Origin of the sequence: Edaphobacter sp. 12200R-103, from assembly GCF_010093025.1 — a bacterium.
Taxonomy (GTDB): Bacteria; Acidobacteriota; Terriglobia; order Terriglobales; family Acidobacteriaceae; genus Edaphobacter.
Genome location: NZ_CP048114.1, coordinates 2,928,533 through 2,942,758 on the forward strand (window position 1 = coordinate 2,928,533; position 14,226 = coordinate 2,942,758).

The 14,226-nt window shown below is 60.6% G+C and carries 10 protein-coding genes; 3 read left to right on the forward strand and 7 right to left on the reverse strand.

Annotated features, from left to right (window positions below):
* Positions 1-195: 195 nt before the first annotated feature.
* Positions 196-3,075 (reverse strand): outer membrane protein assembly factor BamA, encoded by a 2,880-nt coding sequence (gene bamA / locus GWR55_RS12185; protein WP_202925503.1) that lies wholly within the window; start codon positions 3,073-3,075, stop codon positions 196-198.
* Positions 3,076-3,249: 174 nt separating this feature from the next.
* Positions 3,250-4,269, reverse strand: coding sequence for a threonine dehydratase (locus GWR55_RS12190; RefSeq protein WP_162402505.1), 1,020 nt, complete (start codon positions 4,267-4,269; stop codon positions 3,250-3,252).
* 75 nt (positions 4,270-4,344) lie between these two features.
* Here GWR55_RS12190 and GWR55_RS12195 point away from each other — a divergent pair, with 75 nt between their 5' ends.
* Both GWR55_RS12195 and GWR55_RS12200 read left to right on the forward strand, forming a co-directional pair.
* Positions 4,345-4,584 (forward strand): TMEM175 family protein, encoded by a 240-nt coding sequence (locus GWR55_RS12195; RefSeq protein WP_162402506.1) that lies wholly within the window; start codon positions 4,345-4,347, stop codon positions 4,582-4,584.
* A gap of 200 nt (positions 4,585-4,784) precedes the next feature.
* On the forward strand, positions 4,785-5,246 hold the full coding sequence (locus GWR55_RS12200; protein WP_162402507.1) for a DUF4440 domain-containing protein: 462 nt from the start codon (positions 4,785-4,787) through the stop codon (positions 5,244-5,246).
* Positions 5,247-5,301: 55 nt separating this feature from the next.
* Here GWR55_RS12200 and frr read toward each other — a convergent pair whose 3' ends face one another.
* The 3 genes from frr to GWR55_RS12215 form a co-directional block, all read right to left on the reverse strand.
* Complete coding sequence (frr, locus tag GWR55_RS12205; protein ID WP_162402508.1) at positions 5,302-5,886, reverse strand: ribosome recycling factor; 585 nt, start codon at positions 5,884-5,886, stop codon at positions 5,302-5,304.
* A gap of 109 nt (positions 5,887-5,995) precedes the next feature.
* A complete protein-coding gene (locus GWR55_RS12210) occupies positions 5,996-7,018 on the reverse strand; it encodes a hypothetical protein (RefSeq protein ID WP_162402509.1) in 1,023 nt (340 codons plus the stop codon).
* Between the two features lie 68 nt (positions 7,019-7,086).
* Complete coding sequence (locus GWR55_RS12215; RefSeq protein WP_162402510.1) at positions 7,087-7,812, reverse strand: DUF5995 family protein; 726 nt, start codon at positions 7,810-7,812, stop codon at positions 7,087-7,089.
* Positions 7,813-7,920: 108 nt separating this feature from the next.
* On the opposite strand from GWR55_RS12215, the gene GWR55_RS12220 reads away from it, so the two are divergent.
* Positions 7,921-9,186: an alpha-amylase family glycosyl hydrolase gene (locus tag GWR55_RS12220; protein WP_162402511.1), complete on the forward strand. Its 1,266-nt coding sequence runs from the start codon at positions 7,921-7,923 to the stop codon at positions 9,184-9,186.
* Between the two features lie 182 nt (positions 9,187-9,368).
* Here GWR55_RS12220 and GWR55_RS12225 read toward each other — a convergent pair whose 3' ends face one another.
* Both GWR55_RS12225 and GWR55_RS12230 read right to left on the reverse strand, forming a co-directional pair.
* A complete protein-coding gene (locus GWR55_RS12225) occupies positions 9,369-10,913 on the reverse strand; it encodes an FAD-binding oxidoreductase (protein ID WP_162402512.1) in 1,545 nt (514 codons plus the stop codon).
* A 300-nt stretch (positions 10,914-11,213) separates the two neighbouring features.
* Positions 11,214-14,183 (reverse strand): FAD-binding and (Fe-S)-binding domain-containing protein, encoded by a 2,970-nt coding sequence (locus GWR55_RS12230; RefSeq protein WP_162402513.1) that lies wholly within the window; start codon positions 14,181-14,183, stop codon positions 11,214-11,216.
* Positions 14,184-14,226 lie beyond the last annotated feature (43 nt).

Below are 14,226 nucleotides of genomic sequence, written 5' to 3' on the forward strand. Positions count from 1 at the left end.
ATAGAACCACAGATCCTTCGACTGCGCATCTCACGATGAGACTGCGAGATGCTTCGCTCAGGATGACACTTTTGTGGTCTTTGGTGTTTTCGGTTCCTTGCTAACTTGCAAAAGGGTAAGACCCCGGTGAAACCAGGGTCTTACCCTTTTGGCCTTTGGCCGCTGAGTTGGTCGGTTCGCCTTTGAGCCTGCAGGCTAGAAGGTGGTTCCGACGGTCAGACGGAAGGTCTTTCGGGGTTCGCGGAGCGTGTAGTTGGACCCGTAGAGCTGCTGGGCCTGGAGGTAGGTGAACTGACCTGCGCCCGAGTTGGGGAAGAAGCCCCGGAAGGTCGCATCGTCGGTCGAGAACGCCTGCGGAACGTCCTTGTAGAGGCGCAGCGGGTTATAGGCGTAGTAGATACGGAACGGGGCGTTGATGATGGGCAGGACGACCTGCAGCTCCACGCCGTTCGACATACGAGGAACATAGTTGGTTCCGGGCACGATTCGCAGCGGATTGGGGAACGAGACCTGCTTGCCGCCGTAGCATGCTCCGTTGACGATGGTCGGGCAGCCATACATCGGGCTCGAGATCTCCTGCTGGCCAGCGATGCTCTGACGAAGCTGGCCAGGCCAGACGTCGAAGGTCATGTTGAAGTCGGTAAAGAAGTCGAGCACCACCTGATTGATGATCGGGATCTTGTACTCGAGGTTGGCGGTGACGCTGGTGTCGCCGCCGATGGAGACGAGGCGATAGACCGGGATGGGAATCTGAACGTTGCCGAGCAACGGGTTGCTGGGGTCACGCGGAACGATGGTGCCGTCCGGGTTGGTCAGGTTGAACATGACCTTCGTCGGAATGAAGGTATAGGGCGAGGTGGAGCGGATGTCGAAGCCGCGAACATCGTTCTCGCCACCGGCATAGATACGGTTCTGGGGCGGAGCGACCTCGCCTCCGAAGCCCGCGATGTGAGAGACCTGCAGGCGATAACCCAGTATGTTATGGCCGTCACGCGCAACCTTGAGGTTGTGCATGGGGAAGAACTGACGCCAGCTGACGACCGGCTGAACGTACTTGACGTTCCCGCCGACGCCGGCGATGGCAACCGCTGCGTTGAGGTCCTTACCGGAGTGCGGACCGACGGCGCGATCAAGGCTGGAGAAGGTGAAGCTGGGCGTGATGACCGAGCTGATGATGCCGTTCAACTGGTTCTGGCCCTGGACGCCAGAGCGGAAGGCCAGCGTCTGGAAGACGTTTCTGGTGTTGTCGTTAAAGGTCGTCACCGAGGAACGGGACAAGGCGTACGAGACGCCGATGCGGGAGACGCCGGTCCGGGCGAAGAGGTGACGCAGCGGCGAGCTGAGGGAGATCGTCATGCCGGTCTGCGACTGGTTGTAGTTGGTCAGCAGCGACTGCTGGGCCGTGGTCAGGTTCTGACTGAGATTGCTCGCAATGGAGTATCCCTTGGCCGGGTTGAAGTCGTACTTGCTGGTGAAGAGCTGGACGCCGAGGGAGATCGGCTTGTTGCGGAAGTAGGGCTCCGTGAACCCGAAGCTCAGGTTGCGCTGCAGGTCGCCGATGTTGGCCTGCACAGAGAGCGTTTCGCCGAGGCCAAGGAAGTTGTTGGTCTCGTAGTTAAGGCCAATGAAGGAGCCGGAGAGGCCGCTAAGACCGCCGTTGAGGCCGATGGAGTTCTTGCCCTTCTCCTTGAGCTTGAGCAGCAGATCGACGGTTCCGTCTTCGGTATTCTGATGGCTCTCGGAGTCCTGGTCGACCTTGAGGGTCTCAAAGTAGTTGAGCTGGTTGAGACGCATGATCGACAGCTCCCACAGGCGGGAGTTGTAGACCTGACCTTCTTCAAGAAGAAGCTCGCGACGGATGACCTTGTCGCGGGTAATGCTATTGCCGGAGAACTCGATGCGCGAGACGTAGAAGGGCTTGCCCTCGTCGATGTCGATATCGAGATAGATCAGCTTTTTGGCCTCGTCGACGCGCGGGACCGGGGTTCCGACAAAGTTGATGTATCCGCCCTCGCCATAAGCCTTGCGGAGCTGCTCCAGCCCCTTGCCGAAGAGCGTGGCGTTGAACCAATCACCGTCCTTCTGGGAGAACTGTGCGCGAAGGGCCTTGGTGTTGGTGTAGTGCTTGTTGCCGGTGAAGGTGATTCCGCCCAGGCGGTAACGCTCGCCTTCTTCCACCGGCATCAGAATATCGACGCGCTTGCCCTTGGACGGACGGAGCGTAAAGGGGCTGAGGCCGCCGGCGTCGCGGATGGTGGTCGTGGGCTCGCTGGTGATGGCCTTGAAGTAGCCGCGGTCGCGATAGGCCTGGCGAACACGCTCGGTGTCTTCGTCGAGCTTGCTGGCGTCGAAGGTACGGGCGAAGAGATTCTCAAGAATGATGGAGTGCGGGATTCCGATGGGCCTGAGGTTTCTCATGGCCCGACGCAGGGTGCGGTCCGAGACGTGCTCGTTGCCGTCGAAGGCGATCTTGCCGACCTTAACCGTAGGACCTTCCTTGACGTTGAACGTCAGCGAGACGGCCGCTGGAGGAATGGTCTTAACTTCTTCCTTGACCGTCGCGAACTGATGGCCGTGAGCAGAGAGCAGCTCCTTCAGGACGACCTCAGCCCGCTTGATCTTGGTGGGATCGTACTGGCTCTCGACCGAGAGTCCGACCTTGGCCTTTTTGAAGGCATCCATAATGTCGGACTGCGAGACGGTGTTGATGCCCTTGTAGTTGATCTCGCGGATGGTGGGCTTTTCGCGGACGTAGATGACGAGCTGGACGCACTTGGGAGTGTCGACCCGCTCGATGCGGACATCGTCGAAGTAGCCGGTGTTCCATAGCGAATTGAAGTCCCGCTCAACGACCTGGGCATCGTAGAGATCCCCCTGGTGCGAGAAGAGGCGGGCAAGGACAGATTCCTTGGGGATTCTGCGGTTGCCGACAACCTGCGGCTGGCACAGGGTCTGAGCTTCGGAGTCGACGGTTTGCGCCTGAGACGACGGAACCATCGCAAAGGCAAAGGAGGCCAACAACACGGCGTAAGCGATGCGGGAGCAGCCGGAGCGCGTGCACACAAGCCTTGACATTCTCTTCAGGGAGCTTCCGCTCTCTCGATCTACGGTAAAGATACGCACACCCTCACTGCTCTGAAAATCATGCCCCGACGGTTCCTGAAGGGGAATCTCGATTATATGGGAGCGCATGGCGCCTTAGCGAGTTCCGCGCCAGCTTCCGGGGCAGCAAAGCGTCTGTTTTCTCATTCACTTCGCCCCTGCCGCCTGTAACGGAGCGGCTGAGGGGCCTTTTTCAGCCGGTTCAGCGCCCTGGAGCACCTTTGCGAAGAGCTCCGTATCAATATTGCCTCCGGTAAGGACGGTTCCAACCCTGACGCCGCCGGAGGGGCGGTCATGCAGCAGCCCGGCGAGCCCGACGGCTCCGGCACCCTCGGCTGCATTGTGGGTATCTGCAAAGTAAATGCGCATGGCCTCTTCGACGGCGTCGTCAGTCACCTGGAGGATGCGGTCGGCGCCGTTACGGACGATCTCTACAGCCCCCGGAGTAGGCCTTCTGCAGGCGACACCGTCAGCGATGCGTGTGGCTGCGGGTTGCTCGATGACGCAGCCGGCGGCGACGGAGCGGGCAAATGCGGGAGCATGGGCGGAGACCACACCGACGACGCGCGTCCTGAGGCCAAGGGCGTCCCTGACGGCGATCATGGCGCTGATACCGGAGCCCATGCCGATGGGAACGTAGACGGTATCCAGGTCGGGGATAGCGGAGAGAAATTCGAGCCCCGCCGTGGCGACTCCTGTGACCAGAAGAGGGTGGTAGCTGGGAACCCAGTGCCATCCATTCTGCCGCTCGAGCGCGGTGGCATGCTCCAAAGCAGCCTGAAAGTCGTCGCCCTCTTCGATGAGCTCGGCGCCGAAGGCTTGCATGGCGCAATTTTTTTCAACACTATTTCCCCGCGGGACGACGATCACAGCCCGGATTCCGCTGGCCGCGGCCGCAAACGCAATGGACTGACCGTGATTGCCGCGGGTTGCAGTGACGATGGTTGTGACCTCGGGATGCTGGCGGCGCAGCCAGTCCATGTAGACGAGGCCGCCACGAATCTTAAACGCGCCAACGGGCGTGTGATTTTCGTGCTTGATCCAGATATCGGCCCCGGCACGCCTGCTGAGAAGAGGCCAGCGGTACTGCGGGGTGGGCGGCATGGTGCGATAGACAAGCTGCTGCGCCTCGCGAATCTCCTCAAGACCGGGGAGCTTGTCGTTCATTGAGCCACACGGATAGCCATCTCTTCCGCCATGCCACTATTCTATGCCTGCAGGACGATGGATCGAATGAGCACGATGGCAGAGAGACTGTATCCGACAGTACGGCTGGAGGCATTTTCTGACGGCGTTCTGGCCGTGGTGATCACCATCATGGTGCTGGAGCTGAAGGTTCCCGAGAAGGATGGCATCAGAGGGTTGCTGTCGATTGCCCCGACACTGTTCGTTTATCTACTCTCTTTTTGCTTCACCGGGATTTACTGGATTCTGCCGACGGCGCATACCGATGAAACCTGCTCCACGATCAAAAAGGACTAAGGGTATCCATAGGTTTTGCTTAATTGACCAGCGTTGTTGGACCTCCCGGCCTACCGGAGCGGCCTGGGATAGCGGCTGAAGACAGCAAAACCACAGATCCTTCCTGTGGAACAGGCGATGCAGGATGTAGATCTCCTCCGAGGGGGCGGGACACTGGATTTTGCTACAGTGGACGCGAGTCCAGCTTTTGAGGTGAACCTGTGGCGTTTTGTCTCCGCATTGCACTCTGTTTCGTAGCGATTGCTATCGCAATCCCGGCCGAATCGCAGCAGACCTTGACCACGGTGCCGCAGCAGCAGTTGGATGTGATCAAGGTTCTGCTGGCACAGGAGGAGGCGTGGAACCGCGGAGATCTGGAGGCATTTGCGCAGACCTATAAGGATTCGCCCGATACGCTGCTGATCTCCGGCTCGGTCAGTCGCGGCTATGCCAGCCTGGTGGACGCGTACCGCAAGAACTATCCCAATCGCGAGGCGATGGGCACACTGAGTTTTTCAGAGCTGGAGGCGCATCCGCTGGACGAACGGTTTGCGGTCGTGGTGGGGCACTTCAACGTGGAGCGGTCGAAGAAGGAAGGCGGCAATGCCCAGGGAATCTTCTCGCTGGTGCTGGAGAAGACGGCTAAGGGGTGGAAGATTATCGTCGATCACACGACGAGTTAAAAGCAGAAGGCCGCCAATGGCAGCCTTTTGCGAGGATCGATGCCGGACGTGACGATCAGACCGTCATAACCTCTTTTTCCTTTGCCTTGAAGAGCTCTTCGATCCGCTTGATCTCGGCGTCGGTAAGCTGCTGGACCTCTTCGTTGGCGCGCTTCTCGTCGTCAGCAGAGATCAGCTTGTCCTTTGCGGCCTTCTTGATCTGGTCGTTCCCGTCGCGGCGGATGTTGCGGATGGCGGTCTTGTGATCTTCAAGAGTCTTGTTAAGATGCTTGACCACGTCACGGCGGCGTTCCTCGGTCATGGGAGGCACGGGAACGCGAATGACCGTACCGTCGGACATGGGATTGAGGCCGGTGTTGGAGGTGCGAATGGCCTTTTCGACGGCCGAGACCATCGCCTTGTCGTAGGGCTGCACCAGGATCAGGGTCGGCTCAGGGGTGCTGAGCTGGCCGAGCTGCGAGATAGGGGTCTCGGTCCCGTAGTAGTCCACCTTGATCTGGTCGAGCATATGGACGTTGGCGCGGCCCGTACGGGTGGCGGCCAGATGAGCGCGGAAGTCTTCCACCGACTTTTCCATCCTGGACTTCAACTCCTGGTGGGTTCCTTTAAGTGCCTCAATACTTGCCATCGCGGATGCCATAACGCTGTTGTCCTCATGCGCTGTTGCGCCAACGAAAATTCTATCGGAAACGGCGCGGGACCAGAAGATCGCCTCTTCGCGTGGCGACGCGCATCTTTGCCTCGCTGACCTACTTTTTCTCGGTCGCTGGGGGCGTGCCGGCAAGCCGCAGGTTGACGGCCTTCTGCAAAAGATCGAACCAGAAGGGCGCTCCCTGCGAGATGGCCAGAGCAGTGGCGGCGAGACCGACGATCTTCCACAGCCACCAGCTCCATTCGCCGCGGTCGACGAGACGGGGATCGGTCGATGCCAGGATGACGTGCGTGACGGACGACGATGGGTGAATCAGATCGGGCCAGCAGCTTGCCTTGAAGCCATCGGTCTGGATGGCCGGCTGTTCTCCGGGTTTGGGCGGGGCTTTAGGGTCGACGAAGCACCATCCCAGAGGCACGCCGGGGAGCTCTTCGCGCAACAGATTGAGGCGATGAAGGGACTGATCAAGCTGTCCCTGATCGCCGACGGCCTGGTCGCGTGGAGTGGATTGCACGTACTGGGTAGCTTCTGCGGTAACGGCATCGCGCAGGGTTTGATCGTTCCAGAAGCGTTTGCTGAGCGTAATAGCATCTGCATTCAACAGAAGACAGAGAATCCCGCCGAAGATCCAGATCCAGAGATGCGACTTGCGTTTGTACCAGCCGGAGACACGCTCCATCGACTGGTTGAACCAGCGCTCCAGTCGAATGCGCTGTTCGGTGATGTCTTTACAGTCGCGGAGAAGCGCCGAGAGCAACTTCTCTGTCGTTTCAAAGCCACCGGGCTGCGATGCCGGGGTTGCAGCGGGGTCCAGTTTGAGTCCCTGCTCCTGCGCAGTCTGAAGGATGGCGAGCGCGAGTGTAGTGGCAGGGATGTAGGATGGCCTGCGGCTGTAGGGTCCGCCGAGGCCGGGACTGCAGAGCCCTTGAATCAGCGGTTGTTTGTAGACAAGATCTTTGAATTCGGGGCTCATCAGGAGCCCGGCCAGGCCGCTCTCGAGAGTAGTGGCACGCCAGCGAAAGAGATTCGCGACAATCTCCTGGATGGCGGAGGAGGCAGCACTCAACATGAGAAAGAGGAAGGCCATGCTGATAGCAAAGCCGACGATGGTCGTAATCACTCTGGCTCTCCGTTACGGCAGATCAAGGACACAGACACTCTACTCGAACTTGCCGGTCAGGTAATGATCTATTTGCAGACCAGGATGGCGCGGCCCAGGACGCCGGTGATTTGATCCTGCGCGGCGAGAGCGAGCTGAAGTTGAAGCCCTCCAAGGTTTCGCAGGTGATCGGCGTACATCCAGGCGAGGTCGCGCGCCTTGCAGATATTCCAGAAAGCAAGCAGGCGGCCGACCTTGCCGGTATCCTGTGCGATCTGGCCGAGAATGCCGGTCGCCAGCACGTCGAGTGCGCGCGGCATGACGGTGGCGAGAAGCTGGTTGACGGCCTGGTAGTCGGTGTACTGCGGACTGGCGGCGGTGGGCCAGATGCTGCTCTGCCGGTTGGTTGCGATGAGAGCGAGTGCAAGGTCGTGGTTGATGTGCGCGTTCATGCCGGCTACGGCGAACTGAATCCGGTCGATGCCGCCGCGAAAGCGCGACTCCATCAGGGCATCCCATGCATTGGGGGCATTGCGCGAGTTATTGAGGAACGCGGCGATTGCGCGGAAGTAGAATCCGGCAAAGACTACATCCAGGCGATCGAGCCAGGCGGTGTCCTTCCATCCGTTGTTCGGCGGACGCAGATCGACCTCTTCGGTCACCATGCGATAGAGACGGTTGAACCATTTGAGGCCGTCGTTGTCCTCGAGAACGCCATCGATACGATCCATGCGGGCAAGAACACCGTCGATCGTGTCGGGCTCGGCTTCGGTGACGATTTGATACAGTGCCTGATCGGTTGCCGCGACGCTCATCTGAGGGATCTTCTTCCAGTCGTTGATAAAGGATGGGCCGAAGTATAGCGCAGCCTGTTCCCTGAAGGGAGCGGGCAATTTAGCATCGATAGGAAGCTGGCTCGCAGGATGGGTCCGCCGTCATCGATTATGCCGAAATTCATCTTTCCTCGCCGGCTCCAGGTAGTAGCGTTCTCTCTCTTTCTCACAGTGCCGTTCTGCTCGCAGACGCAGATGCTGGCCAGGCCCGGATGGGCCGGGTCGGGCATGAACGCTGCCCCGTGGTGGAAGCACGCGGTCATCTACCGGGCCGATCCGCGCACCTTTGGCGGTCTGCGCGGCATTGCGGAACACCTGGACTATATCCGTTCAGTCGGCGTGGATGCGGTGCTTTTGACATCGCTTGGCAGCGATGTGAAGCAGCCGATCGATGCTGCCGCCGGAACGATGGACGACTTTGAGGAGATCGTTCGCCGCGCAAGCCAGCAGAGCATTCGAGTGCTGGTGGAGCTGGACCCGCAGCAGGACCTTTCATCGTGGACGCGAATGTGGCTGGTACACGGTGCAGCGGGCTTCTATGTTCCGGGCGCCAATGCGGAACAGCTCGCAACTGTGCGCAAAGCCGCAGGTGGCCTGGGCGGCCAGCGTATTGTGATTGGCGATACCGATGCGGTTGGCGCTCAGAGCCGCGGTGGAGACGGGCCGCAGATGCTGGTGGATCGTAGCGCGGGAACGCAGGAGAAGTTCGTGGCGTCGATGGTGCGTCCGGCTCTCGAGGCATCGCAGCCGTTCGCAGACCGCAGTTCGTTGCTGCTGTTGTCCGATGGACCGAAGCTGAAGCGAAGCATGAGCCGCTACGGTGGCGGCGCGCAGGATGTTGCGGTTGCCAAGGAGCTGGCTGCGCTGCTGCTGACGACTCGTGCGGGGGCGATGCTTTACTCCGGGCAGGAGCTTGGGTTGGGGGACGCGGCGAAGGAGATCTCGTTTGCGGTGCCGCAGAAGAAGGGCGATCAACCGGCTCCGCTGAGCGTGGCGGCGGAGAATGCCAGCCAGGATTCGCTGCTGAGTTGGTATCGCCAGCTGAGTGCGCTGAGTCATAGCAATCGCACGATGAGCTCGGGCGCGATCACGGTGCTGAACCATGACGATCAGAACGTGCTGGCGTGGGTACGCAGGCCAGCAGCGGCTTCGCTGGCGAACCCGCCAATTGTTGTGGTCGAGAATCTTTCGGACCAAGCGGTGACAGTCTCTCTGAAGGCTGATATGCAGAGGCTGCATCTGCGAGGGAGCTTTCTGCGGACGGTGCTGCGATCGGACAACGGCATGGGAGCCATGCACCTGGATGGGATGACGCTGGCTCCGCACGTGGTGTTTATTGGTGAGCTCAAGTATTAGATGGTGATCTGCCTTGGGCTTCGCTGCGCTTCTGTCAGCTTTGCCCAAGGCAGGCTACTGTGTAGTTGTTTGTACAACCTCGCATTCAAAGTCCGAACCCAATAGAGTCCCCCGGTAAACGTTCGTACCGGGAGACGGAAGCGGCAGATTCTTTGAAACGGAACTGCTACTCGATGAAAGGTCTACGCGCGGATCGACATCGAGTGGTGGAAGATATTGTTCGGGTCATAGCGGCGCTTGACCTTCTGAAGAAATGGATAAAGCTCCTCGCCGTAATAGAGCTGAGGCCAGAACGGATAGGCGATCATATCCACATCGGGATAGTTGATGTAACAGCCTTCGTACTGGTGGCCGGGGTATGGCGTCCCCTTGTACTTCGCATTGTTGGCGGGATCCGAGTACAGCTCTTCATAGAGGTCATGCATCCACTGCAGACGTACAGCGTCATCCTGCGGACTCATCCAGTAACTTTGGAACTGCAGCTTCATGATGGAAGCGCGCTGCGAAACGGCGGTCTGGCGGGCAAGTTCGGGCCGGTTGGTGGCTCCGCCATAATTATCGACGGCGACGATACCGCTCAAGTTTGCGCCTGGAATCTCACGAGTGAGATGTTTGTAGAGCGTGCGGGCTTCATATTTCGTGAAGTTCTGCTTCATGTAGCAGGACTTGTACTTTGCACGGATTCCTCCGCCGCCGCCTCCACGTACGGTAGCGGAGTACCAGGACTGGCGACTTATATTGTGCGGTCCTGAGCAGGGAAGAGGTGTGCCATCTGGCCCGGTGAGAACGTGTGCTGTAGCGGTCTCGGGGCTGTGTCGGGACTCCACCGACTGCGGCTGCTCGACAACCGGCTTACAGGGCTGGAAGAGGTCGAGGAACTCATTCAGCACGCTGAGGTCGTCGCAGGTTCCATCCGGATTACAAAACTGTGCGGAGATTCCGATGCGCCTGGAATTGCGATGAGAGAGGCCAAGGGCGGTAAAGAGTCCCCAGGTATCCGGATCTTTTCCACGGGTCTCCTGATAATGCCCGTAGGTGGTCATAATCGCTTCGAGCCGCTCAGGCGTCATCCCTTCCCAGGGGAAAGAGATGCGGGCATTCGCCACTTCCTTCGGAGCCTGCGGCAATTTGTCGAAATAATATGCGGTAACGATGCCGAAGTTATTGCCCCCGCCGCCACGGCAGGCCCGGAAGAGGTCCGGTTCGTGAGTGCTGTCCACCCGGCGCTTGGTTACATGGCCTGAATGGTCGACCGTGAGAATATCGACGGCGGAGACCCAGTCGACGGTGAGGCCCTGCAGACGGCTCAACACGCCATATCCACCACCACAGATGTGACCTCCGGCGGCTACGCTGGTACAGGAGGCGCCGGGGAGAGTAACCCCGGATTTATAAAGTGAGTCGTAAGCGTCTCCCATCCGGGTGCCAGCGCTGATCTTGTAGGCGTGCCCACTGCCTTCAGCGTTCATATCGTTCAACTGCTTGACATCCAACAAAACACCGCCGGGATTGTTGCAGATGAAGTCCTCATAACAGTGGCCACTGGACCGAACAGTAGGCCGAAGGCCGGCTTTGACCGCCTTCTGAAGGGCCTCTGCGACGTCGTCTGCGCTCTGGCAAATCTCGATCCGACTAACGGACTCCGCTTCGGAGGCAGGCCAGCGAAGATTGTTGCCCTTCCTCAGGTTTTGGAAGTTGGGGTCATTCTGCAAAACGGTAGTCGACATGCCTCTCCTAATCCAAAGCGAGCAGAGCCCGCAGAAATTACAGATCACATCTTAACAAAGACGAACATAGGGGGTATAAAGCCGCTGGCGAAGGAAACTCACCCGCTCAGCGATGATACGTGCCTGGGTTAGGGAGGTGAGGTAGAGGAAGGAAGGTGCGTGGGGAGTGGTTCGCGCTTTCGCGCGAATGGCCCACCTTAGCCGCGATGAAGCTGCAGCGAAGATGGGGCACCCGGTTATTGTCGCCACCTGATCCGCTTGGCACGAGATCGTGCACCCTTCCCGACCTGCCCTCTAATGTCAGGATTTCGAGGCTTCGGCGAGGACTTCGGCGAGGTGCCTGGGACGGGCGGTAGTGTTCTGGGTGATCTGCTCGCAGCAGCTGAAACCGTCGGAGACGATGATGGCCTGCGGGTTGTTGCGGACGGCTGGCAGCAGGACGCGCTCGCCGAGCTTCTGCGAGATCTCGTACTTGTCCCCTTCGAAGCCGAAGGGGCCGGCCATGCCGCAGCAGCCGGAGTCGAGCGCCTGCACCTCAGCGCCGGTGGCGCGAAGCAGTTGCAGCTCGGCGGTCATGCCGTGCTCGCCAATTCCGGTCATTGCCTTGTGGTGGCAGTGGCCGTGGACGACGATCTTGCCGTCGATCTTCGGCGGCTGGTAGTGCGGGGCGAACTTTACGAGGAACTCGCTGAGCAGATGGACCTGCGAGCGCAGCTTTGGAGCGCGGGGGTCGTCGGGGAAGAGATTGCAGAGCTCGTCACGGAAGACAGAGGCGCAGCTTGGCTCGAGCACGACGATCGGGATTCCGGCCTCGATCTGAGGAGTGAGCGCGTCGAGGATCTTCTGCAGGTACTGCTTCGCTGTGCCGAGCAGGCCGAAGTCGTAGAGCGGACGGCCGCAGCAGAGATGCCTGTTGGGAAGGCTGACGCGGAACCCGGCATCGACGAGCACCTTGTGGGCGGCGCGCATGGTCGCCGGATGGAAGTAGTTGTTGAAGGTGTCCGCCCACAAAAACACGGCAGGAGCATTGGCCGGTGGTGGGTTGCGACGATCCTTGCGGCGCTGGGGATCGCGGGCCAGGCGGCGGTCCGGAGTGAAGGGCCGCGAGAAGCGCGGGAACTGGCGGCTCGGGTGGATGTGCAGCACCTTCTTGACGAGGGTGGAGATTCCCGGAGCGTTGTTGATGGCATTAACGATGCCGGGAGCGATGGAGGCGAGGCGCGCCCAGCGGTCGATGCGCCCGAAGGCATAGTGGGCGAGCGGGCGGGAGTGGTGCTCGTAGTGATGCGAGAGGAACTCCGCCTTGTAGGTCGCCATGTCAACCGAGACGGGACACTCGGACTTGCAGGCTTTGCAGGAGAGGCAGAGGTCGAGCGACTCGCGGACCTGCTCGTTGGCCCAGTCGTCGGGCAGGACCTCGCGCTGCATCAGCTCCCACAGCAGATGAGCGCGGCCGCGGGTGGAGTGCTGCTCTTCTCCGGTAGCCATATAGCTGGGGCACATGGTTCCGGCATCGGCTTTGCGGCAGGCGCCGACGCCGACGCAGCGCAGCGTGGCGCGAGCGAAGGAGCCGTGGTCCTCCCGGAAGGCAAAGTGGGTCTTGGGTTCCCAGGGGTTATAGTCCGCGCCGAGACGAAGGTCCTCGTGGATCTCGTGCGGGTCGATGAGCTTGTGAGGGTTGAGCTTGTTGTCGGGGTCCCAGACCTGTTTGAAGGTGCGGAAAGCGCTCATCAACTCGGGGCCGAACATCTTGGGCAGCAGGATGCCGCGAGCCTGGCCGTCGCCGTGCTCGCCTGAGAGGGAGCCGCCGTGGGCGAGTGCGATGTCGGCGGCCTTGTCCATGAACTCGCGGAAGTCGAGGATGCCCTTTTCGCTCTCGAGATCGAAACTGAGGCGCATGTGGACACAGCCCTGCCCGAAGTGGCCGTACATGGGGCTGTAGTAGCCGTACTGCTGCATGAGCGCGTAGATGGCGCGAAGGTACGAGCCGAGCTGGGTAGGGTCGACGGCGGCGTCCTCCCAGCCTTCCCATCCGGTACGCTCGTGACCGGGAACGAAGGCGGTAGCACCAAGCCCGGATTCACGGATCGCCCAGACGCGATGGGCCTGCTCCGGGGTGTAGATGCGGGCATGGGTGATCTGCTGGAGTGCTTCGACGAGCTTGGCGGCGCGCTCGTCGGCTTCTGCCTGCGAGTTTCCGCCGAATTCTGCCAGCAGAAAGCCCCGGCCTTCCGGGAGCAGCGGGATGTCGTCCAGCGCCTTCTGCTTGCTGCGCAGCGAATCAAGGAGCAGGCCGTCCATGCCTTCGAGGCCGATGGGCTTGTGGGTCAGGACGAGAGGTACGTGGTCGGCGGCGATGAAGACGTCTTCGAAGCCGACTCCGACCAGGGTGCGGAACTGCGGCGATTCGACGAGGTTGAGCGTGGCGCCGAGGATGACCGCGCAGGTGCCTTCGCTGCCGACCAGGGCGCGGGCGAGGTTGAAGTCGTTTTCAGGAAGCAGCTCGTCGAGGTTGTACCCGGAGACGCGACGGGGGATGTTGGGAAACTTCTGCCGGACGAGGTTGCCGTAGGTGTCGCGGAGGATCTTGAGGGACGAATAGATTCCGCCGATGCGGCCGCCAGCCTGGATGTGTCCGGCGATCTCTGAATCAGGGGTCGCTCCAACGGTCAGACGGGTTCCGTCGTACAGCAGGATGTCGAGCGAGTGGATGTTGTCGACCGTCTTGCCGCCCATCAGCGCGTGGACCCCGCAGGAGTTGTTGCCGATCATGCCGCCGATGGTGCAGCGGCTGTGAGTGGCAGGGTCGGGCGCGTAGGTCAGTGCGAACTTCTCTGCCGCCTCGCGAACGCGGTCGAGGACAATTCCTGGCTGGACGTGTACCGTGCGGGCGACGGGGTCGACCGGGCCCATCTTGTTCATGTACTTGGAAAAGTCGAGGATGACCGCAGCGTTGGTTCCCTGCCCTGCCAGCGAGGTTCCGCCGCCGCGCGAGAGCACAGGCGCGTTGAACTGACGGCAGACGGCTACCGTGGCGATGACGTCGTCTTCGTCCTGCGGGATGACCAGGCCGATGGGGATGTGCCGGTAGTTCGAGGCGTCCGTGGCGTAGAGGGCCCGGGAGGCCTGGTCGAAGCGCACCTCTCCCCTGACCTTTTGCCGCAGCGCCTGTTCAAGCTGGGCGGCGGAGGGAAAGGTGTCGTGAGCACGTTCGTGCGAGCTGGGCAGGAGGACGAAGGGAGAGGCGGCGGCTGAAGTTGTGGTGGACAACGGGTCTGTACTCTTTCGTCGGTCACAGCCGCGACGTCGCGGT

Coding starts and splice junctions, on each gene's coding strand:
- bamA (WP_202925503.1), bottom strand. CDS start 3,075: ATGTCAAGGCTTGTGTGCACGCGCTCCGGCTGCTCCCGCATCGCTTAC.
- GWR55_RS12190 (WP_162402505.1), bottom strand. CDS start 4,269: ATGAACGACAAGCTCCCCGGTCTTGAGGAGATTCGCGAGGCGCAGCAG.
- GWR55_RS12195 (WP_162402506.1), top strand. CDS start 4,345: ATGGCAGAGAGACTGTATCCGACAGTACGGCTGGAGGCATTTTCTGAC.
- frr (WP_162402508.1), bottom strand. CDS start 5,886: ATGGCATCCGCGATGGCAAGTATTGAGGCACTTAAAGGAACCCACCAG.
- GWR55_RS12215 (WP_162402510.1), bottom strand. CDS start 7,812: ATGAGCGTCGCGGCAACCGATCAGGCACTGTATCAAATCGTCACCGAA.
- GWR55_RS12220 (WP_162402511.1), top strand. CDS start 7,921: ATGGGTCCGCCGTCATCGATTATGCCGAAATTCATCTTTCCTCGCCGG.
- GWR55_RS12225 (WP_162402512.1), bottom strand. CDS start 10,913: ATGTCGACTACCGTTTTGCAGAATGACCCCAACTTCCAAAACCTGAGG.